Genomic DNA, 26,329 nt, shown 5'->3' with positions numbered 1-26,329 from the left:
AATTAGCCCTCCTTCTTCTCAGATGCACGCTGACGACGCTTGCCACCACGACGCGGACGGTCGTTGCCGCGACGCTGGCGGTCGTTGCCGGCGTTGATCTCGGACTCGCGACGGCCACCGATCACGTCACCCTTGTAGATCCACACCTTGACGCCAATGCGGCCGAAGGTGGTGTGAGCCTCGTGGGTGCCGTAGTCGATCTCCGCACGCAGGGTGTGCAGCGGAACGCGACCCTCGTGGTAGCGCTCGGTGCGGCCCATCTCGGCACCGCCGAGACGACCGGAGCAGACAACCTTGATGCCCTTGACGTGCGGCTGACGCATTGCAGACTGGATAGCCTTGCGCATTGCACGACGGAAAGCGACACGGTTGGCGAGCTGCTCAGCGATGGACTGAGCGACCAGCTTCGCATCCGCGTCAATGTTCTTGACCTCGAGGATGTTCAGCTGAACCTGCTTGCCGGTGAGCTTCTCGAGCTGGCCGCGGATGCGGTCAGCCTCGGAGCCACGACGGCCGATAACAATGCCCGGGCGTGCCGTGTGGATGTCCACACGCACGCGGTCACGGGTGCGCTCGATAACGACATCGGAGATGCCGGCGCGCTCAAGACCGGTGGACAGCAGATCGCGGATCTTGATGTCCTCGGCCAGGTAGTCAGCGTACTGCTTGTCGGCGTACCAGCGGGACTTCCAGTCGCTGGAAATACCGAGGCGAAGACCGTGTGGATGGATCTTCTGTCCCACTATCGGTCACCTTCCTTCTGGCTCTCGACGACCACGGTGATGTGGCTGGTGCGCTTGCGGACGTGGAAAGCACGGCCCTGCGCACGCGGGCGGAAGCGCTTCATGGTCGGTCCCTCGTTGGCGTAAGCCTCGGAGATGACCAGAGTACGACGGTCCAGGCCGAAGTTGTTCTCAGCGTTTGCAGCTGCAGACGCAACAACCTTGGCGACCGGATCAGCAGCACCCTGCGGAGCGTACTCCAGGATGTTCAGTGCCTCGTCGACGGACTTACCGCGAACGGTGTCCAGGACGCGACGTGCCTTCATCGGAGTAACGCGGACGAAGCGCGCAGTTGCGCGTGCAGAAGTAATGTCGTTGCTCATGGCTTATCGACGTCCCTTCTTGTCATCCTTGACGTGACCCTTGAAGGTCTTGGTCGGGGCGAATTCGCCCAGCTTGTGGCCGACCATAGAGTCATCCACGAACACCGGCACGTGCTTGCGACCGTCGTGAACGGCGAAGGTGTGGCCGATGAAATCGGGGAGAATCGTGGAGCGGCGAGACCAGGTCTTAATGACCTGCTTGGTGCCCTTCTCGTTCTGTGCATCGACCTTCGCGAGGAGGTGCTCATCGACGAACGGGCCCTTCTTAAGGCTGCGTGGCATTCTCAGTTCCCTCCTTAGCGCTTCTTATTCTTGTTGGTACGACGGCGACGAACGATCAGCTGGTCGCTTGGACGGTTCGGCTTACGGGTGCGGCCTTCCTTCTGGCCCCACGGGGAAACCGGGTGGCGACCACCGGAGGTCTTACCCTCACCACCACCGTGCGGGTGGTCGACCGGGTTCATGACAACACCGCGGACAGTCGGGCGCCAGCCCTTCCAGCGCATACGGCCGGCCTTGCCCCAACGGATGTTGATCTGATCCTGGTTTCCGACCTCACCGACGGTTGCACGGCAACGTGCGTCGACGCGACGGATCTCAGAGGACGGCATACGCAGAACTGCGTACTTGCCTTCCTTACCGAGAAGCTGAATAGAAGCACCAGCAGAACGTGCCAGCTGTGCACCAGCGCCTGGCTTGAGCTCCACGCAGTGAATAGTGGAACCGGTCGGGATGTTGCGCAGCGGCAGGTTGTTACCAACCTTGATGTCGGCATTAGCGCCGGACTCAACGATGGCACCCTGCTTCAGGTTCTTCGGAGCGATGATGTAGCGCTTCTCACCGTCTGCATAGTGCAGCAGTGCGATGTTGGCGGTACGGTTCGGGTCGTACTCGATGTGAGCGACCTTTGCCGGAATGCCGTCCTTGTCATTACGACGGAAGTCGATGACACGGTACTGGCGCTTGTGTCCGCCACCCTTGTGGCGAGTGGTGATGTGACCGTGAACGTTACGGCCACCAGTCTTCGACAGCGGGCGCAGCAGAGACTTCTCAGGAGTCGAGCGAGTAATCTCGCTGAACTCGGAGACGGAGCTCTGGCGGCGACCCGGCGTAGTCGGCTTGTACTTACGAATAGCCATACTTTTGCTCTTCCTTAACTTCCTCGTCGGCTAGCGGCTAAGCGGCCGAACCGCCGAAGATGTCGATGGGATCGCTGCCGGCCGCGAGAGTCACGTAGGCGCGCTTGGTGTTCTTGCGCTTGCCGTAGCCGGTGCGGGAACGCTTGCGCTTGCCCTCACGGTTGAGGGTGTTGACGGAAGCGACCTTGGCACCGAAAATCTCCTGGACCGCGATCTTGATCTGGGTCTTGTTAGCGTCGGTGTGGACCAGGAACGTGTAAACGCCCTGCTCCATGAGTCCGTAGGACTTCTCAGACACTACCGGTGCAACAATGATGTCGCGGGGATCTGCGATGGTAGCCATTACTTCTCCTCCTTACCGGCGGTGCGAGTGATGAAGTCATTGAGTGCCTGAACGGCGAAGATGACGTCATCGGCCTTCAGAACATCGTAGGTGTTCAGCTGATCCTCAGACAGGATGTGGACACCTGGCAGGTTACGAACCGACTTCCACGAGTTGACGTCCTCGCGCGGCAGAACGACGAGCACGTTGCGGCGCTCAGTCAGACGCTCGACAAAAGTACGAGCTGCCTTGGTGGACGGGGTCTGGCCTGGGACCAGTTCCTCGACAACGTGGATGCGGTCGTGGCGAGCACGGTCAGAGAGTGCGCCGCGCAGAGCAGCTGCAATCATCTTCTTCGGGGTGCGCTGGCTGTAATCGCGAGGCACCGGGCCGTGGACAACGCCACCGCCGGTCCAGTGCGGAGCACGGATCGAACCCTGACGAGCGCGACCGGTACCCTTCTGGCGCCACGGCTTGCGGCCACCGCCGCGAACCTCACCGCGGGTCTTGACCTTGTGGGTGCCCTGGCGAGCTGCTGCACGCTGCGCGACAACAACCTGGTGCATCAGGGCGATGGACACCTCCGCGTCGAACACGGAAGCAGGAAGCTCAACCGAACCGTTCACGCCGCCTTCAGCGGTGTGTACGTCTAGCTTGAGGTTGGTCATGCGTGAGCACCACCCTTCGTGGCAGTCTTAACAACCAGCAGGCCGCCGCGTGCACCCGGAACTGCGCCCTTGATGAGCAGCAGGTTCGCGTCAGCGTCAACCTTCTGGATCTTCAGGTTCTGGGTCGTGACCCGGTCGTTACCCATGCGGCCTGCCATGCGCTTGCCCTTGAAGACGCGTCCTGGCGTGGCGCAAGCGCCAATGCCACCAACACGACGGTGAGCAGCCTGGTTACCGTGAGCGGCACCCTGGCCAGCAAAGCCGTGGCGCTTCATACCACCGGCGAAGCCGTGGCCCTTAGAGGTACCAGTGACGTCGACGTACTCAATTTCGCCGAAAATGTCGACACCAACGGACTGGCCGACCTCGTAAGAGGAAGCGTCCGGGGTGCGAATCTCAACGCTGTGGCGACGCGGGGTCACACCGGCCTTCTTGAAGTGGCCGGCCTCCGGCTTGTTGACCTTACGCGGGTCAATTTCGCCGTATGCAATCTGGACGGCGTCGTAGCCGTCGGTTTCCTTAGTGCGCACCTGAGTCACTACGCACGGCCCAGCCTCAACGACGGTAACCGGAACAACGCGGTTCTCCTCGTCGAAGATCTGAGTCATACCGAGCTTCGTGCCCAGGATGCCCTTGATCTCGTTTTCACTCATTTATCTTGTCTCCGCTACCAAAAGTCCAGGATCACTGAATGTTCACATCGACACTTGCCGGAAGGTCAATGCGCATAAGTGCATCGACGGTCTTCGGCGTTGGATCGAGAATGTCGATCAGACGCTTGTGAGTGCGCATCTCGAAGTGCTCGCGCGAGTCCTTGTACTTGTGCGGCGAACGGATAACGCAGTAAACGTTCTTTTCGGTTGGCAACGGCACCGGGCCAACGACGCGTGCACCCGTACGGGTAACGGTCTCCACGATCTTTCGCGCAGAAGCGTCGATAGCCTCGTGGTCGTAGGCCTTGAGCCTGATGCGGATCTTCTGTCCGGCCACGCTTGTCCTCTCCTCGGTCGGCGCGCCCCAATTAAAGGGGCGTCGACCCTGTCAATGTTTCTCGACGCCGTCAGCAACTATGGCCAGCGCCAGAAATTAAAACTGGGTTGTGCATTACTTCAAAGCGATTTCGTCTTCGATCGTCATGGCAAATTAACTTATGGCCATGACCCGAGCGGACGAATAACGCCTTGCACTCAAATCCCAGTGGAAAACAAGTCCCCCTCGTGGGGCTCTTCATTTGCCTACTGCCGCTGTTAATTTGCCATGCCACCTCCGACCCCCGCGGTCGGGCGTGTCGCCCGTTTTTCTCCGTGAGGCACGATCGGGAAGAAACTTCCCTACGTGGTCATGCTCGCCTTACCATAGGCGCTATGTCCAATTTCGTACTGGTTCCCAGCTGGGCCTGATACAACAATTGGCGCGAACGCCTTTGTTAAAGCAACCTCCGTATTAAAGCACGTCCGGGCTACGAATGTAAAATCACGATTCCAAAGTGCAACGTACATCACACCCATTACGGCACAGTCGGCTTGACGACGGCTATTGCGTCGCCCCCACCCCGTCTAGTGTCGGGTATGTACAGATACAAAAAATCCCGACTTCCGCTTACGCGGAGTCGGGATTCTTCTAAGACTTAAGTTAAAGCACTTCCCCTATGGGGAGAAACCTTACTTAACGATCTTGGTAACGCGGCCAGCGCCGACGGTGCGGCCACCCTCGCGGATAGCGAAGCGCAGGCCCTCGTCCATTGCGACCGGCTGGATCAGCTTGACAGACATGTCAACGTTGTCGCCCGGCATGACCATCTCGACACCTTCCGGCAGGGAAACGACGCCGGTGACGTCGGTGGTGCGGAAGTAGAACTGCGGACGGTAGTTGTCGAAGAACGGGGTGTGACGGCCGCCCTCATCCTTAGACAGGATGTAGACGGAACCCTCGAACTCGGTGTGCGGGGTGTAAGCGCCCGGCTTAGCAACGATCTGACCGCGCTCGATGTCCTCACGCTTGGTACCGCGGAGCAGCAGACCACAGTTGTCGCCAGCCTCAGCGGAATCCAGCAGCTTGCGGAACATCTCGATACCGGTAACGGTGGTCTTCTGGGACTTCTCCTTGATGCCCAGAATCTCGACCTCGTCGTTAACGTTCAGAACGCCGCGCTCAACACGCCCGGTAGCAACGGTGCCGCGACCGGTAATGGTGAAGATGTCCTCAATCGGCATCAGGAACGGCTTGTCGGTCTCGCGAACCGGATCCGGGATGTTCTCGTCGCAAGCTTCCATCAGCTCGACGATGGAGTTGACCCACTTCTCTTCGCCCTCAAGAGCCTTCAGAGCGGAGATGTGGACGATCGGAGCTTCCTCGTCGTAGTCCTGCTCAGCCAGCAGCTCGCGGACCTCCATCTCGACGAGCTCGATGATCTCTTCGTCGTCGACCATGTCGCACTTGTTCAGCGCAACGAGGATGTACGGAACGCCAACCTGGCGAGCCAGCAGAACGTGCTCGCGAGTCTGCGGCATCGGGCCGTCAGTAGCAGCGACAACCAGGATTGCGCCGTCCATCTGAGCAGCACCGGTAATCATGTTCTTGATGTAGTCGGCGTGGCCCGGGGCATCGACGTGAGCGTAGTGGCGCTTCTCCGTCTGGTACTCAACGTGGGAAACGTTGATGGTAATGCCACGTTCCTTCTCTTCCGGTGCCTTATCGATGGCATCGTAAGCGAACGACTCGTTCAGGTCCGGGAACTTGTCAGCCAGAACCTTGGTGATAGCGGCGGTAGTGGTGGTCTTACCGTGGTCAACGTGACCAATGGTACCGATGTTGACGTGCGGCTTCGTACGCTCGAACTTCGCCTTTGCCACTTTTAGTCCTCCTGGAGGTCTAGGTGGCCACGACTCTCGCAGCCACAATTTTGTGGTCACTCAATCCGCCTTCACAACATCAGAAGCCTTCAAGCTGTTCGCTTACGACTTCGGAACGTGCGCGCGCAAAAGAGCACTATTCTTTCACTGTGCCAGTTACTCGATACTAGGGCAGGATACTGGAGTTTTCCAAACCAGACCAACCCCCTAGTTAAGGGTGGGTAACGGCCAGCAACTCACATCGTCATTTACCTGCATAAATGCTAGATATTTGAGTTGCGATTTAAAATCGCCCAACGATATGAATTGCGAGCAGCTACCCCCTAGAGCTTGCCTGTGCTAACACACGCCAACAGTCTGACGATGTCTTAGCACAGTCAAAGCTAGAGGGAATCTACTAAAGCTGCAGACCCTCGCACTGCGTTCCCTAAAAAGAGCGACACTGCAGTGCGTGCAGGGATGGGGTCAGCTCTGATTGAGTGCCCCACCCTGCCGGCGCGATTTAAGCGCCGGTACGAGCTGCAATGATCTCCTCGGCCACGGAGGACGGAACCTCAGCGTAGGAGTCGAAGATCATGGTGTAGTTAGCGCGACCCTGGGTCTTGGAGCGCAGGTCACCAACGTAGCCGAACATCTCGGACAGCGGAACCAGAGCCTTGACAGCCTTGACGCCGGTGCGGTCTTCCATGGAGTTGACCTGGCCACGACGGGAGTTGATGTCGCCGATAACTTCGCCCATGTACTCTTCCGGAGTAATGACCTCAACGGCCATCATCGGCTCGAGCAGGACCGGCTTAGCCTTCTGAACAGCTTCCTTCATAGCCTGCTGACCAGCGATCTTGAAGGCCATTTCAGAGGAGTCAACTTCGTGGTAAGCACCATCGAGCAGGGTTGCCTTGATGTTCACCAGCGGGTAGCCAGCGAGGGTACCGTACTGCATTGCGTCCTGAATACCAGCGTCGACAGACGGGATGTATTCCTTCGGAACACGACCACCAGTGACCTCGTTGACAAACTTGTAAGTGGTGGACTCGCCCTCTTCCACCTCGTCAGTAGCCGGAGCGTACGGCTCCAGAGCAATAATGACGCGGGCGAACTGACCCGAACCACCGGTCTGCTTCTTGTGGGTGTACTCGAACTTCTCGACCGGCTTGCGGATGGTCTCGCGGTAAGCAACCTGCGGGTTACCGATGTTTGCTTCAACCTTGAACTCGCGCTTCATGCGGTCAACCAGGACGTCGAGATGGAGCTCGCCCATACCGCCGATAACGGTCTGGCCGGTTTCCTCATCCAGGTGAACAGTGAAGGTCGGATCCTCTTCAGCCAGACGCTGAATAGCGGTACTCAGCTTCTCCTGGTCGGCCTTGGACTTGGGCTCAATAGCAACGTCGATAACCGGATCCGGGAAGGACATGGACTCCAGAACAATCGGAGCATCCTGTGCACACAGGGTGTCACCGGTGGTGGTGTCCTTCAGACCAATGAAGGCGTAGATGTTACCTGCCACTGCCTCGTCAACAGGGTTCTCCTTGTTGGCGTGCATCTGGAACAGCTTACCGACGCGCTCCTTCTTGTCCTTGGTGGCGTTCAGGACCTGCTGACCAGGCTCCACGCGACCGGAGTAAACGCGGACGAAGGTCAGCTTGCCGAAGAACGGGTGAGCAGCAATCTTGAATGCGAGAGCGGAGAACGGCTCATCCTTAGACGGCTTACGGACCATTTCGACGTCCTCGTCGCCCATCTGGTGGCCGTGAACTTCACCGATGTCCAGCGGATTCGGCAGGAAGTCAATGACAGCGTCGAGCAGCGGCTCAACACCCTTGTTCTTGTAGGCGGTACCACAGTAGACCGGGTAGACCTCAGAGTTCAGGACCATCTTGCGGATGGCACCCTTGATCTCGTCCATGGTCAGCTCTTCGCCACCGAAGTACTTCTCCATGAGCTCCTCGTCGGACTCAGCGACGGTCTCAATGAGCTTCTCACGGTACTCGTTAGCCTTGTCGACCATGTCCGCCGGAATCTCCTCGACCTGCGCAGGAGTACCGATCTCAACCTTGCCCGGCCACATGAGGGCCTTCATCTCCAGCAGGTCAACAACGCCGTCGAAGTCATCCTCAGCGCCAATCGGCAGCTGCATAACCAACGGCTTAGCACCGAGGCGGTCAACGATGGTGCCAACGGTGTAGTAGAAGTCAGCGCCCAGCTTGTCCATCTTGTTGACGAAGCAAATACGCGGGACATCGTACTTCTGAGCCTGACGCCAAACCTGCTCAGACTGCGGCTCGACACCTTCCTTACCGTCGAAGACTGCGACGGCACCGTCGAGCACACGCAGGGAACGCTCAACCTCAACGGTGAAGTCGACGTGGCCCGGGGTATCGATGATGTTGATCTGGTTGTCGTTCCAGAAACAGGTCACAGCAGCGGAGGTAATGGTGATACCGCGCTCCTTCTCCTGCTCCATCCAGTCGGTTGTGGACGCACCATCGTGAGTCTCGCCGACCTTGCGGTTAATACCCGTGTAGTACAGGATGCGCTCGGTCGTAGTCGTCTTACCAGCATCGATGTGCGCCATGATGCCGATGTTGCGGACCTTGTGGAGGTCCTTCTTAACGGGAAGTGCACCTTCAGCCACTTGATTCCCCACTCGTTTCAAATCGGTTTGGCGGTGAGACTCAATCACGGGATTGCAATTGGCCGTCAAATCCGCCGTCGGTCGGGTTTGCTTTATCTATAATGCCACCGTCTTGGCGCGAAGTCGCGCCGTGACGTACACCTATTGCGTAAATTCTACGCAAGACATCGGGTGTAAGCGCCGGGCTGGCCCCTATTGAGTGACCCTTAAAGATCTGTGGACCGCGACCGACGCGCGCCGTTGACATACCGGCAGCTGCTTTACGACGGTGACCACTCGCAGCCTCCGTCGATAAGCGATTACCAGCGGTAGTGAGCGAATGCGCGGTTAGCTTCCGCCATCTTGTGAGTGTCCTCACGACGCTTGACGGATGCACCCAGGCCGTTGGATGCATCAAGGATCTCGTTAGCGAGACGCTCGGTCATGGTGTTCTCACGGCGCTGACGGGAGAACATCAGCAGCCAGCGCAGTGCCAGCGTGGTGCCACGGCCCGGACGAACCTCGACCGGGACCTGGTAGGTGGCGCCACCAACACGGCGGGAACGAACCTCAAGAGCCGGCTTGACGTTCTCGATTGCGCGCTTCAGAGTCAGCACCGGATCAGTACCGGTCTTCTCTTCGCACATCTCAAGTGCACCGTAGACGATGCGCTCTGCAGTCGACTTCTTACCGTCGATCAGAACCTTGTTGACCAGCTGCGACACCAGAGGGGAGCCGTAGACCGGGTCGTTGACGACAGGACGCTTCTGTACTGGGCCCTTACGTGGCATGGCTTACTTCTCCTTCTTTGCGCCGTAGCGGGAACGAGCCTGCTTGCGGTCCTTGACGCCCTGGGTGTCAAGGGAACCACGGACGATCTTGTAGCGGACACCCGGGAGGTCCTTAACACGACCACCGCGAACGAGCACCATGGAGTGCTCCTGCAGGTTGTGGCCCTCACCCGGAATGTAAGCCGAAACCTCGACACCGGAGGTCAGGCGAACACGAGCGACCTTACGAAGAGCCGAGTTCGGCTTCTTCGGGGTGGTGGTGTAAACACGGGTGCAAACGCCGCGGCGCTGAGGGGAACCCTTCAGAGCTGCGGTTGCAACCTTAGCCTTCTTGTCATGGCGGCCCTTGCGGACCAGCTGCTGAATAGTGGGCATGAAGCCTCTTTCTGTTTTCAATCCTCGCTGGACATTCTCACGACCGATGCCAACCGCAGCGGAGTAACCACCTTCCGTGTGAATGCATCACAAGAAAAGTTATTACTCATCCAGTGGTGAGCCCATCGGTTGAACGCAAGAAATGGAGGGATTTTGAACGTGCGAAACCCAGTCAGCCGCTCTCGCTGGCCTACTGGGTAATGTCTCAAGTTCCCAATTCTTTTCTGGGATCGTTGTATAACAGTACGCGAGCTGCGGGTTTAGTCCAAACACCCTGGTAATGGCACAAAAATTTCAAGCACTTTGAGCGCTTGTGGGCTTGGTGATCAAATTTTTGGGTGTTCAGCACGGCGCGCCTCGCCCCAAAAGACGCAGACGTTACTATGCCGGTTTGAATCGATAACGCGGCCAATTCGGCCGTCCGTTCGGTTTGCCCATAGTACTGTCCTGCATCAGCACTGGAGAAACTTAATCGCCATGTTCACCACAGGCGAATGCCTTCTTCATTGCCAGCAGTGTACTGGCAGCGTATAGGTGGGGACATGTCCAAGAAGGTTATTGTCATTGGCGGCCACGGCAAGGTGGCCCAAATCGCTACTCCCCTACTTATCGACGATGGCTACGAGGTCACGTCTGTTATTCGCAACCCCGACCAGGTTCCGGATATCGAGGCTCTCGGCGCCACACCAGCCGTTTACGACATCGCCAGTCTCTCGACCGAACAGTTTGCGGACCTTCTCAGCGGGCACGACGCTGTGATTTGGTCCGCCGGCGCTGGTGGAGGTTCACCAGAACGGACGTACGCGATCGACCGCGACGCAGCTATTACTTCGATTGCCGCAGCCGAGCAGGCTGGCGTTAAGCGCTACGTGATGGTCTCTTACTTTGGTGCGGGCCACGACCATGGCGTTCCAGAGGATCACAGCTTCTTTGCCTATGCCGAGTCCAAGGCTGCAGCCGACGAAGCGCTGCGCGCTTCAAACCTGGAATGGACCATTCTCGGCCCGAGTGCGCTCACGCTCAACGAGGGCCAGGATTCCATCGACACCACGGCGGACAAGGCAGGCGAGGTCGCTCGTGCGACCGTTGCCAATGTCATCGCGCAGACCGTGTTCAACGAGGCTACCGTTGGTCGCATGATTAACTTCAACGAGGGCAACACTCCGATTGCAGAGGCTCTCAAGATGTAGAGGAGGGAGGCCGGGACGGGCCCCTAGCCCTCCCTCCCCTGCCCCTGCCTCTGTTCCTATCGCCTTTCTTCAGTCTCCAGCCGAGTTTTCCAGTTGGGTTGCCTCGACAAAGAAGAATCCTCCGGCACGACCGTGACGAACTAGCAATCCGCTAGTAAGCCACAACTGTGCCGGAGGATTTTTCCGGTTGCCACCTAACAGCTAGCGCACGAAGCCCCAACTGTCAGGCGAGGTGCTTTGCCAGACAGTGACCGAGGGAATTCTCCCGCTCCCCCAGCCGCTGCCGCAAAGCTATTGGTTTTTACTCGAAGGTTCCGATGTCATCCAGCGGAACTGCGGAACCGACCTGATCGATGCCGTAGGTGTCCTCGGCACCGTAGAAGCCCTCGCCGAAGGAAGCGAACGGGGCGGCTGCCTGGCGGGCAGCTTCCTCAGTCGGCTCAACCGTGATGTTGCGGTAGCGCGAGATACCCGTACCAGCCGGGATCAGCTTACCGATGATCACGTTCTCCTTCAGGCCGATGAGCTTATCCGAGCGCTTGTTGATAGCGGCGTCGGTAAGCACGCGCGTCGTCTCCTGGAAGGAGGCGGCGGACAGCCAGGACTCGGTGGCCAGCGATGCCTTGGTAATACCCATCAGCACGCGACGGCCTTCGATGACGCTGCCACCGGAGGCGACAATCTCGCGGTTCTTCGCCATGACCGTGGAGCGCTCGACCAGTGCACCTGGCAGCAGTTCGGAGTCACCTGGCTTAGACACAATCACGCGGCGCAGCATCTGGCTGACGATAACCTCGATGTGCTTGTCGTGAATGGCCACACCCTGATCACGGTAGACCGACTGGACTTCCTCGATGAGGTGGCGCTGGACGCCTCGGCGGCCCAGAACCTCGAGGACCTCGTGCGGATCGGCAGCGCCCTTGAGCAGCTGCTGCCCCTTGACCACGTGGTCACCATCGCGGATGGCGCGACGACGGCCATCGACAGTGATTTCAGCCAGGCCCTGACGCTTGGACAGCTTGTCGTATACGACCTCGTCCTCGCTGTTGGCATCCGGGATGAGGGTGAGCGTGTAGAAGTGCTCGTCCTCCTCCAGGCGCACGCGACCGTTTTCGCGGACCAGCGGAGCCTTGTTCTTCGGCACGCGGGCCTCAAACAGCTCCTGGACACGCGGCAGACCACCGGTAATGTCGCCACCGACACCACCCTGGTGGAACGTACGCATGGTCAGCTGGGTACCCGGCTCACCAATGGACTGCGCAGCAACAATACCGACAGCCTCTCCGATGTCGACCAGCTTGCCGGTTGCCATCGAGCGACCGTAGCACTTGGCACAGACACCGGTTGCGGTGGAACAGGTCAGAACCGAGCGGACCTTGACTTCCTTGACACCGTGGCTGAGAGCCAGGGTGATGTGGTCGTCGTTCAGGTCGGTGTCAGCCGCGATAAGGACATTGCCCTCAGCGTCGGTGACATCGGCTGCCAGCACACGAGCAATCGCGGCGGTCTCGACATACTTCGCACGACGGATCTCGCCGGTCGGGTTGCCGGTTGTGTCCAGAACATCCTCGCCGATCTCGACAATGACACCATCGTGAGTGCCACAGTCCTCTTCGCGAACGATGACGTCCTGCGCAACGTCGACCAGACGACGGGTCAGGTAACCCGAGTCAGCGGTACGAAGCGCGGTATCGGCCAGACCCTTACGGGAACCGTGCGAGTTGTTGAAGTACTCGAGAACCGACAGGCCTTCGCGGAAGGAGGTCTTAATCGGACGGGTGATGTATTCACCACGCGGGTTCGTAACCATGCCCTTCATGCCGGCCAGCGAGTGAATCTGGCCCATGTTACCGGCAGCACCCGACTTCACGATCATCGGAATCGGGTTGTCATCAGGGTACAGAGCCTCGACCTTTTCACCGACCTCAGCCGTCGCGGCCTTCCACAGGTTAACCAGCGACTCGTGACGCTCAGCAGCCGAGAGCTTACCGCGGCGGAACTTCTTCTCCACCGTGGCGGCCTTCTCTTCGTAGCCGTTCAGGATCTCCCGCTTGTTCGGGAGAACCAGCACGTCAGACATAGCAATGGTGACACCAGAACGGGTAGCCCAGTAGAAACCAGCATCCTTGAGCTTGTCGACGGTCTGAGCGACCGTGATCATCGGGTACTTGGCAGCCAAGTCGTTGATGATCGCAGCCTGCGGCTTCTTAGCCATAACGCCTTCGACGTATGGGTAGTTCCACGGCAGCAGGTCGTTGAACATAACGCGGCCCAGCGTGGTCGAAGCCAGCCAAGTATCGCCCTTGTTCCAACCGTCTGGGAACTGCTCGGATTCAATCTCAGCCGGCGGACGCAGGTGGCTGATGCGAACCTTAATCGGGCTCTGCAGGCCAATTGCACCGCGGTCGTAAGCCATGATGGCCTCGGCCGGGCTGGTGTAAATACCCTGCTCCGGTGCGTCCTCGGTGGCATCCTGGTGGCCACCCGGCAGCTCTGGCTTCTCCAGCGTCAGGAAGTACAGGCCAGTGACCATGTCCAGACGCGGCATAGCCAGCGGCTTACCGGAAGCCGGCGACAGAATGTTGTTCGAGGACAGCATCAGGACACGAGCCTCGGCCTGTGCTTCAGCGGACAGCGGCAGGTGGACTGCCATCTGGTCACCGTCGAAGTCGGCGTTGAAAGCCTCACAAGCCAGTGGGTGCAGCTGAATTGCCTTACCCTCAACCAGGACCGGCTCGAACGCCTGAATACCCAGGCGGTGCAGCGTAGGTGCACGGTTCAGCAGAACCGGGTGCCCGGTAATGACATCTTCGAGGACGTCCCACACCTCTGGGCGCTGACGCTCAACCATGCGCTTCGCGCTCTTGATGTTCTGCGCGTAGCTCTTGGCCACGAGCTCCTTCATCACGAACGGCTTGAACAGCTCAAGTGCCATCAGCTTCGGCAGACCACACTGGTGCAGCTTCAGCTGCGGGCCGACGATAATAACCGAACGGCCGGAGTAGTCAACACGCTTACCCAGCAGGTTCTGACGGAAACGACCCTGCTTACCCTTGAGCAGGTCGCTCAGGGACTTCAGCGGGCGGTTACCCGGACCAGTGACCGGGCGGCCGCGACGCCCGTTGTCGAACAGTGCGTCAACGGATTCCTGAAGCATGCGCTTCTCGTTGTTGACGATGATCTCCGGAGCGCCGAGGTCGATCATGCGCTTCAGGCGGTTGTTGCGGTTGATGACACGACGGTAGAGGTCGTTCAAGTCCGAGGTCGCAAAGCGGCCACCGTCGAGCTGCACCATCGGGCGCAGCTCCGGCGGAATCACCGGGATGCAGTCAAGCACCATAGCGGCCGGGTCGTTGCCGGACTGCAGGAATGCAGTGACAACCTTCAGGCGCTTGAGGGCGCGCATCTTCTTCTGACCCTTGCCGTCGCGAATAATCTCGCGCAGCTCCTCGGCCTCCTTGGCCAAGTCGAAGTTACGGATCAGGGTCTGAATAGCCTCAGCCCCCATACCACCGGTGAAGTAATCCTCGTAGCGGTCGACGAGCTCGGTGTAAATACCCTCGTCGATAATCATCTGCTTCGGCTCGAGCTTGATGAAGGTGTTCCAGATCTCGTCGAGACGATCCAGCTCGCGCTGGGCGCGCTCACGGATGTGGCGCATCTCGCGCTCGGCTGCAGACTGAACCTTCTTACGGGCGTCAGCCTTGGCACCGGCTGCCTCGAGCTCAGCCAGATCCTCTTCCAGGGTCTGGGCACGCTCGGCCAGCTCCTGGTCGCGGTCGTCCTCAACCAGCTTCTTGTCCACGAGCATGTCTGCTTCGAGGGTTTCCTGGTCGTTGTGGCGAGCCTCTTCATCCACAGAAGTGATGATGTTGGCAGCGAAGTAGATGATCTTTTCCAGATCCTTCGGAGCCAAATCGAGCAGGTAGCCGAGGCGAGACGGCACACCCTTGAAGTACCAGATGTGAGTGACCGGAGCGGCCAGCTCAATGTGGCCCATGCGCTCACGGCGAACCTTCGACTTGGTCACCTCAACGCCACAGCGTTCACAGATGATGCCCTTGAAGCGAACGCGCTTGTACTTACCACAAGCACACTCCCAGTCACGGGTCGGGCCGAAGATACGCTCACAGAAAAGGCCATCCTTTTCCGGCTTCAGCGTACGGTAGTTAATCGTCTCGGGCTTCTTGACCTCACCGCGAGACCAGCGGCGGATGTCGTCGGCGGTAGCGAGCCCAATCCGGAGCTCGTCAAAGTTGTTGACGTCGAGCACCTGTTTTCCCTTTCCCTCCGCATCGAAGTAATGCGGAAACCAAATTCTCTGCGGAGGTTTTTGTACGTTGTCGTCTGTGTTGGGTTATTCGCGAGTTAGGGCTTCCCGACCCTGATACTCACGCAATGCTTCGTCGTTAAGCGAGAAACTATGCGGAGTCAGCGTCAGAACGCTCGTCGCGGGACAGGTTAATGCCGAGGGAAGCGGTCGCGTGGTCGAGTTCCTCATCGTCGGAGGAGCCCAACTCAACCGGAACGCCGTCGGCCGAAAGGACCTCAACGTTCAGGCAGAGCGACTGCAGTTCCTTCAGAAGCACCTTGAACGACTCCGGAATACCCGGATCCGGAATGTTGTCGCCCTTCACGATTGCCTCGTAGACCTTGACGCGGCCAACCACGTCATCGGACTTGATGGTGAGCAGCTCCTGCAGGGTGTAGGCAGCGCCGTATGCCTGCATTGCCCACACCTCCATCTCACCGAAGCGCTGACCACCGAACTGGGCCTTACCACCCAGCGGCTGCTGGGTAATCATGGAGTACGGACCGGTGGAACGAGCGTGAATCTTCTCGTCGACCAGGTGGTGCAGCTTCAGCATGTACATGTAGCCCACCGAAACCGGGAACGGGAACTTCTCGCCAGAGCGGCCGTCGAACAGCGTGGCCTTACCGTCAGCGTTGACCAGCACCTCGCCGTCACGGTTCGGGCGGGACGACGCGAGCAGACCAGCGAGCTCCTCGTTCTCAGCACCGTCGAACACTGGGGTTGCGACCAGGGAGTCGGACGGAACGTCGTGCAGGTCTGCCGGAAGACGCTTAGCCCAATCCGGGTCGCCCTCAATGCTCCAGCCGGCCTTCGCCAGCCAGCCGAGGTGAACCTCGAGGACCTGGCCGATGTTCATACGACGCGGAACACCGTGGGTGTTCAGAATGATGTCGACCGGGGTGCCGTCCGGCAGGAACGGCATGTCCTCCTGCGGCAGGATCTTGCCAATAACACCCTTGTTACCGTGGCGACCTGCCATCTTGTCGCCGTCCTGGATCTTGCGCTTCTGCGCAACGTAGACGCGGACCATCTCGTTGACACCCGGTGCCAGGTCGTCATCGTCTTCACGGGAGAAGACGCGGACGCCGATGACCTTGCCGGACTCACCGTGCGGGACACGCATGGAGGTGTCACGGACCTCGCGGGACTTCTCGCCGAAGATAGCGCGCAGCAGGCGCTCCTCCGGAGTCAGCTCAGTCTCGCCCTTCGGCGTGGTCTTAGCGACCAGGATGTCACCGTCGCGAACGTCAGCACCGATGCGGACGATACCGCGGTCATCCAGATCCTTCAGCATCTCCTCGGACGCGTTCGGGATGTCACGGGTGATTTCCTCCGGACCCAGCTTGGTGTCACGGGCATCAATCTCGTGCTCCTCGATGTGAATCGAGGTCAGGATGTCCTCCTCAACCATGCGCTGGTTCAGGATGATGGCGTCCTCGTAGTTGTGGCCTTCCCACGGCATGAATGCCACGAGCAGATTCTTACCAAGTGCCATCTCACCGTTGTCGGTACCCGGACCGTCAGCGATGACCTGGCCGGCCTCAACACGCTGGCCTTCGTCAACCAGTGGCTTCTGGTTGTAGCAGGTGCCCTGGTTGGTGCGTTCGAACTTGCGCAGCAGGTAGGTGTGGCGCTGGCCCTCATCATCCATGATGGTGATGAAGTCTGCCGACACGGTCTCGACCACACCGGTGGCCGAAGCGACAATGACATCGCCGGCGTCGTAAGCAGCACGCTGCTCCATACCAGTACCGACGAACGGAGCCTCCGAACGCAGCAGCGGCACAGCCTGGCGCTGCATGTTCGCACCCATCAGGGCACGGTTAGCGTCGTCGTGCTCGAGGAACGGAATCATGGCGGTAGCCACGGAGACCATCTGACGCGGGGAAACATCGAGGTAGTCGACCTCATCGGCGCGGACGGACTCGACGTCACCACCCTTCTTACGAACAGACAGAGTCTCCTGAACGAAGTGGCCGTTCTCGTCGACCGGGGTGTTGGCCTGCGCGACGACGTAGCGGTCTTCCTCATCAGCGGTGAGGTAGTCGACCTCGTCGGTGATGACACCATCGCGGACGCGACGGTACGGAGTCTCAATGAAACCGAACGGGTTCACGCGTGCGTAGCAGGACAGCGAACCAATCAGACCAATGTTCGGACCCTCTGGGGTCTCAATTGGACACATGCGACCGTAGTGGGACGGGTGAACGTCTCGAACCTCAAGGCCAGCACGGTCACGGGTCAGACCACCCGGGCCCAGTGCGGACAGACGACGCTTGTGGGTCAGACCCGACAGCGAGTTGTTCTGGTCCATGAACTGGGACAGCTGGGAAGTACCGAAGAACTCACGGATAGCCGCGGAAACCGGGCGCACGTTAATCAGGGTGGTCGGCTGGATCGACTCCACGTCCTGAGTGGTCATGCGCTCACGAACCACGCGTTCCATGCGGGACAGACCCACGCGGACCTGGTTCTGAATCAGCTCGCCTACGGTACGCAGACGACGGTTACCGAAGTGGTCGATATCGTCGGTCTCAACCGGGATTTCGACACCTTCCGGCGAGGTCATAACATTCTCGCCGTCGTGCAGGCGCACAAGGTATTCGATGGTGGTAGCAATATCCTGCTCGGTCAGAACCATCTCGCCGGAGGCATCAGCGCCCAGACCCAGCTTGCGGTTGACCTTGTAGCGACCGACCTTAGCCAGGTCGTAGCGCTTCGGCTTGAAGAAGTTGTTCTCCAGCAGAGCCAGCGCGGACTCGCGCGTCGGCGGCTCACCCGGGCGCTGCTTGCGGTAAATCTCCAGCAGAGCCTCGTCGGTGTTTGCAACACCGTCCTTCTCCAGGGTGGCCATCATGATCTCAGAGAAGCCGAAGCGCTCCTTGATCTCCTCGGTGGTCCAGCCGAAAGCCTTCAGCAGAACCGTGACCGGCTGGCGACGCTTACGGTCAATACGAACGCCGACGGTGTCCCGCTTGTCGACGTCGAACTCCAGCCACGCACCGCGCGACGGAATAATCTTCACCGAGTGCAGCGGGCGCTCGGTGGACTTGTCGATGGTCTCATCGAAGTAGACGCCCGGAGAGCGCACCAGCTGAGAAACAACGACACGCTCAGTTCCGTTGACGATGAACGTACCCTTGTCCGTCATCATCGGGAAGTCACCGATGAAGACAGTCTGGCTCTTGATCTCACCGGTCTCGCGGTTGGTGAACTCCGCGGTGACGTAGAGGGGAGCCGAGTAGTTGATGTCCTTATCCTTGGACTCATCCACGGTGTTCTTAACGGAGTCGAACCATGGGTCCGACAGCGTCAGGGACATCTTCTGGGAGTAGTCCTCGATCGGAGAGAGCTCTTCTAGAATATCTTCGAGACCGCTGGTAACCCGAGCGTCTTCTCCGAGCTCCTCCTGGCGACGAGCACGCCACTCAGGCGTGCCAATGAGCCATGCGAAAGACTCACGCTGCAGGTCGAGCAGACCAGGAACCGCAATCGGCTCCTGAATCTTTGCAAACGAGTACCTCTTCGAAGCTCCGGGAATACCGGTTACTGCCTTGGTCTGGCGGGAGACTGCCAAGATGCGTCCTTCCAGCACCTCACGCGGTGGAGCACACCGGCAACCGGTGGTGCGCTCCGCCCGCTTGGTTTATACGCGATTCAAGTTGCAGGAATTATTTCTGTTGCGCACCGGGATACTTTGCGTCTAACCTTTGGTCACACGCGAAAGTGATTCCCCCGCCACTTGGCCTCCAAGACCAGCCTTTAAAGGCGAGCCCCGAGCCCTAACGGCGGCGCCGCAGCAACTCCTTTAACAGCTAGATGCACGAAAAACGGTGCTACATAATAGCCCCGCGCTCCGAGCGCAAACTATAAAAGAGCTGGCGACAGATACACTAATCCCAGCGCAACGATTTAGCCTATATCAAAAACTGGCAGTTGTCTAGTACAACTTGACAAATCGGGCGTGTCGCATTCACCCGTTACCGATATAACGATGAGGCCTGGGCGCTATGGCCGTCGTAAAGCGTTACTCTGCTTTACGACGGGTCGAAGGACGCACGATGCCCACGATTGCGATAAACACCAGAATTGAACCGGACGCAATGAGGCCGATTGACCACGGCTCTAGAGCTGGGCGCTGGAAATTCTGTATTGCGCCAAAGAGAAGCTGATTGGAAAGGCCTTCGTCCATCTTGCCGTTGAAGCGCAGGTAGTCCATGATCGGCTCGCCGTCGCGGGTCTCCCACCAAAGGTGGATGTCCTCGGCCATATCGATGACCGAGCCAGACTTGGGCTCAACCCACAAATCACGGGTGCCCTGGTACTGGAGGAATCCGGACTTGTCATCCTGGGTTAGCTGAGAGACGTAAGAACGGTACTTCTGGGCGAGATTCGTCTTCTCAATGTCCTGACGGAAATGCAGGACACGGTTACCACCGCGCTCCTCTTCCCCGACAAACTTTGCCGGCAAGGAATCGTGGAGGAGATCATCAAAGATCAGGTATTCCTTTTCCTCCGTGTCGGCCGGGAGCTTCACCCAGTTCCCCTCGAAAGCCACTGACCGTGGAACGCCCGCCATGCGGTCGACAAGCGTCGCAGGAGCCAGCGCCTCGCCGGTGAGTCGGTCGATGGTCACTGTCCAGATATTGGCCTCGATAAGCTCCGTCAGCGGGTCGGTGCCGATAACCTCAGGGGGAAGCTCACGCATTTCAGTCACACCGACACGGAGCGAAACCTTGTCCGCATCCGCGGGTTCGATGAGCACGCCGTGAAGCTGTCGCTGCAGCGGCGAGTGCACTTCTTCCCGCTTGCCCTCTTCGTTAATCCTGGTGGATACGCCGTCTTCCGCCCGCAGGGTGTACGACACCGGCGGCAGGTCAAGTGGCATTTTGGGATCAACATTGAGCACTTTGGGCAGCAAAATGCCAGCAGCAAGCAGTGCGGTGCCTAGACCCAACAGAAGGATAGACAAAATTCTCGGCCGTGAGAGCATGTTAGATACTTTACAGGCCAATAAGGGTAATCAAGACAATGAGTGGGCTGGTTTTTGCCTCAACTCCCTGTGACGGGTGAGATTAGTGAGGTTTTGCCCGGGTCAGGTGGGTTAGCAAAGGCCCCAGAAAAAAAGAACCGCCAACCCCGGGCACGAAGCCCAGAATTGGCGGTCAGAATTGGTAGCTTTAGGCCGCTACCGGGGCCGAGGCAAGTAATTGAATTACTTGAGGGCAACCTTTGCGCCAGCCTCTTCCAGCTTAGCCTTAGCAGCCTCAGCGTCGTCCTTGGAAGCACCCTCCAGGATAGCCTTCGGAGCGGACTCAACCATCTCCTTAGCCTCCTTCAGGCCCAGGCCGGAGACGATCTCGCGGACAGCCTTAATAACGCCGATCTTCTTAGCGCCAGCGTCCTCGAGGACGACGTCGAACTCGTCCTTCTCCTCAGCAGCAGCCTCGCCGCCAGCAGCGCCTGCAGCAGCAACTGCAACCGGAGCAGCAGCGGTAACGTCGAACTCTTCCTCGAAAGCCTTCTTGAACTCGGTGAGCTCAACGAGGGTCATTTCCTTGAAAGCCTCGAGCAGTTCCTCAGTGGTGTACTTAGCCATGGATATTCTCCTATGAGTGTGGTGCGGCCGCTCCCCTCAGAGATCCCTGGGGTCGAAGCCGTCAAAGTGATATTGAAAAGTTTTTCGCGTGATTTAGTTCGCGTAGATCGCGAGCCGCTCGGGATTACTTCTTTTCCTCGAGTGCCGCAGCAAGGCGGGCAACCGAGGAGGTCGGAGCGTCGAGCAGGCCAGCGACGTTCGCCAGAACGCCGTTGAAGGCACCAGCCAGCTTTGCCAGCGTGGTCTCACGGTTATCCATATCCGCAAGAGCCTCGAACTGTGCTGCATCCATTGCAGCACCGTCCATGTAGCCGCCCTTGATCACGAGGTTCTTGTTGTCACCGGCGAACTTCTTAATCGCCTTAGCCGCATCCACAGCCTCGCCCTTGATGAAGGCGACTGCAGTCGGGCCGTTCAGGTGCTCATCAAGACCCTCAATCCCTGCCTCGTCGGCAGCGATCTTGATCATGGTGTTCTTGGCGACGGAGTACTTAACATCAGCACCGAGGGCGCGACGCAGTTCCGTGATTTCCGCAACGGACAGGCCGCGGTACTCAGTCAGCACGATAGCGTTGGACTCTTCAACGTCCTGCTTCAGCGCTGCAACAGCTGCAATCTTCTCAGCATTTGCTGCCATGTGTACTCTCGCCTCCTTCCTGGTCTTTGCAATTTTCCGCTCGGCCAAGTGAAGGATTCTTTTGCGCAAATACAACAAACGCCCCAATCCTCGCACAAGGATGGGGCGCATAATTCTTTTGGCATGTTCCACTTCAACTCCACCGACCCCAAGGTCAGCAGGTGAAGTCAAACTGCGCAAGCGCTTCCAAGTCCTCCTGCGTGGGCCGCTCACTGTATTTCTACAATGAAACCTTCAATCCGCTTCTTTCAAAGCGAATGACCGACGGTCTTCGGTGAAACTTGAGTACCAACCTCCATCTTCCCAACTCGATGTTGGTACCGATTGGAAGCCGGTCAAACTTCGTGAAGAAACTTTATACCAGACCCTGGCAACTAACCAAATCGCCTATCCAAACCGCGCCGCACCTGGCTCTCCGAAGCGGCCGAACTCCAGGTCCTTCTCACGTTGCTGGACAATCATCTCGAGCTCGGCAAAGTACGCATTCAGGTCGTCGTCGGCAAGCCAGAGCACTTGGTCGGCGTAGTCGAGCACCACGCGCACCATGTCGTCGGGATGTGCGTCCAATCTGGCGGCGTCGAGAATATCCACGGTGAGTGTCAGTGCCACGCGCACAACCGGCGGGATCTGCGATGCCAAACACTGCTGCGCCACGACATTGCGCAGCTCGACGGCCTCCATCCGCGCAATGATGCGCAACAGCCGCACGACCACGACCTGCGCCGCCCGAGCTTGTAGAGCTTCCTCCTCACTCATCCCCGGAAGCACCACAGAGTCCTGGATATTGCGGCGAAGGACCTCAGCTACGCGCTCGTCCTCCCCTAGCCCCGTCAGTACCTCGCCCAGCAGAGTCTGTCCTGCGATGCGCAGGCAGGGCATGTCATAGGCGTCGTCGCCCAACGAGTCGAGATACGAGATGAGCTGCGGTTCAATAATTCCGGAACCGTCGTCGAGCTGCGCCAGGCGATTAATCTCGCCGAGCGCCTCCAGCCCTTCTTCGGGTTCCAAAATTAACGTCATAATCGCGATTTTAAGCAACAAACTTTGGCTGTGAGTCCATTTCGCCTGGATTAGTTGTTTGGATTAGCAATTCGCTTTACGACGTCTACCGCGCCCAAGCCCCCACCGCGCTATCGATACCCCTTATGCCAATGCAAAACCGCCACCTTACACACTGTGGGAAAGTGCGCGCGGCGGCGGTTTTAAAGAGCTTTGCTCAGAGTCACTCTCGAGTGACTCGTGAAGAGCACACTCGCCTATCGGCTGATGCTGATTTAGGCGGTGTAGTCCTTGATCACGCTGGTGTCAACCGGGATGCCCGGGCCGTTGGTGGCGGAGACGGTGATCTTCTTCAGGTACTTACCCTTAGCAGCGGACGGCTTGAGGCGCATCAGCTCGTCGATAAGCGCACCGTAGTTCTCGGCCAGCTTCTCAGCGTCGAAGGATGCCTTACCGATAACAGCCTGCAGGTTTGCAGCCTTGTCAACGCGGAAGGAAATCTTACCGCCCTTGATCTCGGTGACAGCCTTAGCGACATCCGGGGTAACGGTGCCGGTCTTCGGGTTCGGCATCAGACCACGCGGGCCGAGGATGCGAGCCACGCGACCAACCTTGGCCATCTGGTCCGGAGTTGCGATGGCAGCGTCGAAGTCGGTCCAGCCGCCCTGAATCTTCTCGATCAGCTCCTCGGAGCCAACGAAGTCAGCGCCGGCCTCTTCAGCCTTGGTGGCGTTCTCGCCAGCAGCGAAAACAACAACGCGGACGGTCTTACCGGTGCCGTTCGGCAGGGAGACAGTGCCGCGAACCAGCTGGTCAGCCTTGCGCGGGTCAACGCCCAGGCGGATAGCGACGTCGATGGTGGCGTCGTAGTTCTTGGAGGAGGTCTCCTTGGCCAGGTTAGCGGCCTCGAGCGGAGAGTAGATGCGGCCGGCGTCGATCTTCTCGGCGGCGGCGCGGTATGCCTTAGAGTTCTTGCTCATGAAAAGTCCAATCTCAATTAAGTGAAATGGTTGGATTGTGGTGTGTAGCGGGCCGAAGCTGGCCCTACCACTTGATGAAGGAGCAGCTAAACGCTCACGGTTTTACTTAGCGCCCTCGACGGTGATGCCCATGGAGCGAGCGGTACCGGCGATGATGCGTGCACCCATCTCGATGTCGTTAGCGTTCAGGTCCGGCTTCTTCAGCTCGGCGATTTCCTTGCACTGCTCCCAGGTCACGGAACCGACCTTGTTGGTGTGCGGAACGCCCGAACCCTTCTGAATGCCAGCGGCCTTCAGCAGCAGCTTAGCTGCCGGCGGGGTCTTCAGAACGAAGGTGAAGGAGCGGTCTTCGTAGACGGAGATTTCAACCGGGACAACGTTGCCACGCTGGTTCTCAGTTGCTGCGTTGTAAGCCTTGCAGAACTCCATGATGTTGACACCATGGGCACCCAGTGCCGGACCAACCGGCGGAGCCGGGTTAGCCTGACCAGCCTGAATCTGCAGCTTAATAATCGCAGAAAGCTTCTTCTTCGGAGCCATCGGATTAACCTACTTCCTAGTTACCGGGGCACGCCGCCCCGATGAAAAGGCGACTCACCCCGTCCGGATGCCGACGCTTTACGACGACCCTTGCGCCCTCGACCATCATGGCCACTGGCGCTGGTCATTGAGTTGGTGCCAGCCACCGGGGATACGAATTACTTGGCGCATCTGTGCTCAAGGCACAAAAATGCACGCCTGGCTACGTTACCGCAGCGTATGGCGTGCATCAAAATCCGTTACCGGATTGGTTGCGCGAGCGAGCTAGCTGGTGCCTTGCTCGGCGCTTGGCTTGGCGGTGCTCTCCGCTTGGCTCTGCGCCTGGCTTGAGGTCGGGCCTAGTTCAGCTTCTCGACCTCATCGATGCCCAGCTCGACCGGGGTCTCACGGCCGAAGATGGAAACCAGAGCCTTCATGCGGCCGGTGTCCGGGTCGATCTCGGAGATGGTCGCAGCCACAGATGCGAACGGACCGGACAGGATGGTGACGGACTCGCCGACCTCATAGTCGATGGCGACGGCCTTCTTCTCCGCCTGCGGCGCCGCTGCGACAGCCAGCTCACCGTCGGCATTTGCAGCTTCTTCAGCGGCGTCCGCGGTGATGGTCTCCTTCGGCATGAGGAACTTAGCGACCTCGCGAATCTTGACCTTGGACGGCTGGCCCTCGCTACCGACGAAGGAAGTAACACCCGGGGTGTCGCGGACGACGGACCAGGACGGGTCATCCAGGCTCATACGAACCAGAACGTAGCCCGGCAGCAGCTTGCGCTTAACGATCTTCTTCTTGCCGTCGTCCTTGCGCTCTTCGACTTCCTCAACCGGAACGATGACCTCGTGGATCTGCTCATCGACACCCATGGTCTGGGCGCGCATTTCCAGGTTGGTCTTCACCTTGTTCTCGTAGCCGGAGTAGCACTGGATGATGTACCAGTCGCCCGGACGACGCTTGAGCTCACGCTGGAACTCGCGCAGGCGCTTACGGTACTCGGCATCTGCGTCAGCAGCTGCCTGTGCCTCAGCGTCAGCGGCAGTCTCCTCTGCCGGCGCTGCTTCTGCTGCAGCAGTGTCAGCTGCGGCTGCGTCGGCTGCGGCTGCGTCGGCTGCGGCTGCGTCGGCTGCACCCTCGGCCGGAGCTTCTACCTGAGCCGGTGCGCCCTGCGCATCCTGCTCAGTTGCGGCAGCATCCGCGGACTGGGCGTCGGAGAAAATATTCTGACCATCATTCATGTCGTGCTAACCCCTCTTGTATCTACATCAACGGTTCGCGACATTGGCATCTTCGCCTAAAGAGTCTTAAGAGCCAATATGCCATCCGCAATCACTTCGCACAGCCAGACACCAGCTGCGCTAACGAATAATCCCGCCGTCCGGAACTCGGAGGCGGGATGAAAAGCATCACTGCGAAACAGTATAACCGATTACTTGCCCAACACCGATCGGACACCCAGACCGGCCAGCGTGTCCACACCCCACACGAGAGCGATCATGGCAATCAGGAACAGAATCACGATGATGCTGTAGGTGACCATCTGGCGGCCGGTCGGCCAAATCACCTTGCGCAGCTCGTCAACAACCTGCTTGATGAAAACCAAAGGATTACGAGTCGAAAGCTCGTTGGTCTCCTTCTCACGCGCAGGCTTCTTCGCCACGGTGGTCTGCGCGCCCGTCGCCTGGCGCTTACCGGACGGGCGAGCCGCCGCCTGGAAAGTCTGGTTTTCCTCAGACACGATGCTCCTTCGCTACTTCGTGCATATGAGACCTAAAGATACTGCACAGTGAAACTCAAACGTGAATTCTTCAAGGGCAAACCCCAGGGATGTTCTCCGGAGCCAAGCCCCCACTGTGCAGAGCAAGTCTGGTTCAGTGCGTAAATTCTAGCCGATTATCCACACTATCGAAGAAATGCCCTTCGTGGGAACCGCAGGCTTCGAGATTCGATTCTGACAACCCCAAAGAGCTACGGGCTGCTCGCTCGGGCTGCTCGCTTCGGCCGCTCGCTCGGGGATGCGAACTTGGGGCTGCAAATGTGAAACTGTATGGGTTTATGACACTTTCAAGCCATTTTTCGAGTTGTTTTTGTCATAAACGCAGTCAGTAACTCGCATTGCCCCACCGCCACCGAACATAAGGGTTAAGTAAAGAAAAGTGTGTCCGCATGCCACCATAACCCCAGACCACACACCACAAATCACCAAAGAATAGCT

General features: G+C 58.8%; 23 protein-coding genes. 1 reads left to right on the top strand and 22 read right to left on the bottom strand.

The features are described from left to right. Nucleotides 1-2: 2 nt before the first annotated feature. The 12 genes from rpsC to rpsL form a co-directional block, all read right to left on the bottom strand. Nucleotides 3-743 (bottom strand): 30S ribosomal protein S3, encoded by a 741-nt coding sequence (gene rpsC / locus QP977_RS08570; RefSeq protein ID WP_016422058.1) that lies wholly within the window; start codon nucleotides 741-743, stop codon nucleotides 3-5. Beyond that, entirely contained in the window at nucleotides 743-1,105 is a 363-nt protein-coding gene (gene rplV, locus QP977_RS08565; protein WP_005509775.1) for a 50S ribosomal protein L22, read from the bottom strand. The genes rpsC and rplV overlap by 1 nt, the downstream gene beginning before the upstream one ends. A gap of 3 nt (nucleotides 1,106-1,108) precedes the next feature. Further along, on the bottom strand, nucleotides 1,109-1,387 hold the full coding sequence (gene rpsS, locus QP977_RS08560; protein WP_005509882.1) for a 30S ribosomal protein S19: 279 nt from the start codon (nucleotides 1,385-1,387) through the stop codon (nucleotides 1,109-1,111). Nucleotides 1,388-1,401: 14 nt separating this feature from the next. Next, nucleotides 1,402-2,244 carry a 50S ribosomal protein L2 gene (gene rplB, locus QP977_RS08555; protein ID WP_016422056.1) on the bottom strand — a complete coding sequence of 281 codons (843 nt, stop codon included), beginning with the start codon at nucleotides 2,242-2,244 and terminating at the stop codon, nucleotides 1,402-1,404. A gap of 37 nt (nucleotides 2,245-2,281) precedes the next feature. Further along, nucleotides 2,282-2,587 carry a 50S ribosomal protein L23 gene (gene rplW, locus QP977_RS08550; RefSeq protein ID WP_005509869.1) on the bottom strand — a complete coding sequence of 102 codons (306 nt, stop codon included), beginning with the start codon at nucleotides 2,585-2,587 and terminating at the stop codon, nucleotides 2,282-2,284. After that, nucleotides 2,587-3,234: a 50S ribosomal protein L4 gene (gene rplD / locus QP977_RS08545; RefSeq protein ID WP_016422055.1), complete on the bottom strand. Its 648-nt coding sequence runs from the start codon at nucleotides 3,232-3,234 to the stop codon at nucleotides 2,587-2,589. Before rplD ends, rplW begins: the two co-directional genes overlap by 1 nt. After that, entirely contained in the window at nucleotides 3,231-3,887 is a 657-nt protein-coding gene (gene rplC, locus QP977_RS08540; protein WP_005509762.1) for a 50S ribosomal protein L3, read from the bottom strand. The genes rplD and rplC overlap by 4 nt, the downstream gene beginning before the upstream one ends. A gap of 31 nt (nucleotides 3,888-3,918) precedes the next feature. Next, nucleotides 3,919-4,224: a 30S ribosomal protein S10 gene (rpsJ, locus tag QP977_RS08535; protein WP_003938093.1), complete on the bottom strand. Its 306-nt coding sequence runs from the start codon at nucleotides 4,222-4,224 to the stop codon at nucleotides 3,919-3,921. Between the two features lie 671 nt (nucleotides 4,225-4,895). Continuing rightward, nucleotides 4,896-6,086, bottom strand: coding sequence for an elongation factor Tu (gene tuf / locus QP977_RS08530; RefSeq protein ID WP_016422054.1), 1,191 nt, complete (start codon nucleotides 6,084-6,086; stop codon nucleotides 4,896-4,898). A gap of 502 nt (nucleotides 6,087-6,588) precedes the next feature. Next, entirely contained in the window at nucleotides 6,589-8,721 is a 2,133-nt protein-coding gene (gene fusA, locus QP977_RS08525) for an elongation factor G (protein WP_080985608.1), read from the bottom strand. A 299-nt stretch (nucleotides 8,722-9,020) separates the two neighbouring features. Further along, complete coding sequence (gene rpsG / locus QP977_RS08520; protein ID WP_049193220.1) at nucleotides 9,021-9,491, bottom strand: 30S ribosomal protein S7; 471 nt, start codon at nucleotides 9,489-9,491, stop codon at nucleotides 9,021-9,023. Nucleotides 9,492-9,494: 3 nt separating this feature from the next. Next, nucleotides 9,495-9,866 (bottom strand): 30S ribosomal protein S12, encoded by a 372-nt coding sequence (gene rpsL / locus QP977_RS08515; RefSeq protein WP_038627636.1) that lies wholly within the window; start codon nucleotides 9,864-9,866, stop codon nucleotides 9,495-9,497. 542 nt (nucleotides 9,867-10,408) lie between these two features. On the opposite strand from rpsL, the gene QP977_RS08510 reads away from it, so the two are divergent. After that, a complete protein-coding gene (locus QP977_RS08510; RefSeq protein ID WP_049193219.1) occupies nucleotides 10,409-11,056 on the top strand; it encodes an SDR family oxidoreductase in 648 nt (215 codons plus the stop codon). 301 nt (nucleotides 11,057-11,357) lie between these two features. Here QP977_RS08510 and QP977_RS08505 read toward each other — a convergent pair whose 3' ends face one another. The 10 genes from QP977_RS08505 to secE form a co-directional block, all read right to left on the bottom strand. Then, nucleotides 11,358-15,329, bottom strand: coding sequence for a DNA-directed RNA polymerase subunit beta' (locus QP977_RS08505; RefSeq protein ID WP_049170042.1), 3,972 nt, complete (start codon nucleotides 15,327-15,329; stop codon nucleotides 11,358-11,360). A gap of 148 nt (nucleotides 15,330-15,477) precedes the next feature. Further along, entirely contained in the window at nucleotides 15,478-18,966 is a 3,489-nt protein-coding gene (gene rpoB / locus QP977_RS08500) for a DNA-directed RNA polymerase subunit beta (RefSeq protein ID WP_070429877.1), read from the bottom strand. Nucleotides 18,967-19,398: 432 nt separating this feature from the next. Continuing rightward, complete coding sequence (gene pgfA, locus QP977_RS08495; protein ID WP_246824196.1) at nucleotides 19,399-20,343, bottom strand: cell envelope lipid trafficking protein PgfA; 945 nt, start codon at nucleotides 20,341-20,343, stop codon at nucleotides 19,399-19,401. 243 nt (nucleotides 20,344-20,586) lie between these two features. After that, nucleotides 20,587-20,970 (bottom strand): 50S ribosomal protein L7/L12, encoded by a 384-nt coding sequence (gene rplL / locus QP977_RS08490; RefSeq protein ID WP_016422047.1) that lies wholly within the window; start codon nucleotides 20,968-20,970, stop codon nucleotides 20,587-20,589. A gap of 124 nt (nucleotides 20,971-21,094) precedes the next feature. Continuing rightward, nucleotides 21,095-21,607: a 50S ribosomal protein L10 gene (gene rplJ / locus QP977_RS08485; protein WP_016422046.1), complete on the bottom strand. Its 513-nt coding sequence runs from the start codon at nucleotides 21,605-21,607 to the stop codon at nucleotides 21,095-21,097. A gap of 387 nt (nucleotides 21,608-21,994) precedes the next feature. Beyond that, nucleotides 21,995-22,627 carry a hypothetical protein gene (locus tag QP977_RS08480; protein ID WP_069359387.1) on the bottom strand — a complete coding sequence of 211 codons (633 nt, stop codon included), beginning with the start codon at nucleotides 22,625-22,627 and terminating at the stop codon, nucleotides 21,995-21,997. A gap of 254 nt (nucleotides 22,628-22,881) precedes the next feature. Further along, a complete protein-coding gene (gene rplA, locus QP977_RS08475; protein ID WP_016422044.1) occupies nucleotides 22,882-23,586 on the bottom strand; it encodes a 50S ribosomal protein L1 in 705 nt (234 codons plus the stop codon). Nucleotides 23,587-23,688: 102 nt separating this feature from the next. Then, nucleotides 23,689-24,126 (bottom strand): 50S ribosomal protein L11, encoded by a 438-nt coding sequence (rplK, locus tag QP977_RS08470; RefSeq protein WP_016422043.1) that lies wholly within the window; start codon nucleotides 24,124-24,126, stop codon nucleotides 23,689-23,691. Between the two features lie 338 nt (nucleotides 24,127-24,464). Continuing rightward, entirely contained in the window at nucleotides 24,465-25,352 is an 888-nt protein-coding gene (nusG, locus tag QP977_RS08465) for a transcription termination/antitermination protein NusG (protein ID WP_070606773.1), read from the bottom strand. Nucleotides 25,353-25,543: 191 nt separating this feature from the next. Beyond that, complete coding sequence (secE, locus tag QP977_RS08460; RefSeq protein WP_016422041.1) at nucleotides 25,544-25,852, bottom strand: preprotein translocase subunit SecE; 309 nt, start codon at nucleotides 25,850-25,852, stop codon at nucleotides 25,544-25,546. Between the last annotated feature and the right edge of the window lie 477 nt (nucleotides 25,853-26,329).

It is taken from the genome of Corynebacterium sp. MSK012 (genome assembly GCF_030232435.1).
In the GTDB taxonomy this organism is placed as follows: Bacteria; Actinomycetota; Actinomycetes; order Mycobacteriales; family Mycobacteriaceae; genus Corynebacterium; species Corynebacterium jeikeium_D.
This window is presented reverse-complemented; position numbering and strand designations above follow the sequence as displayed.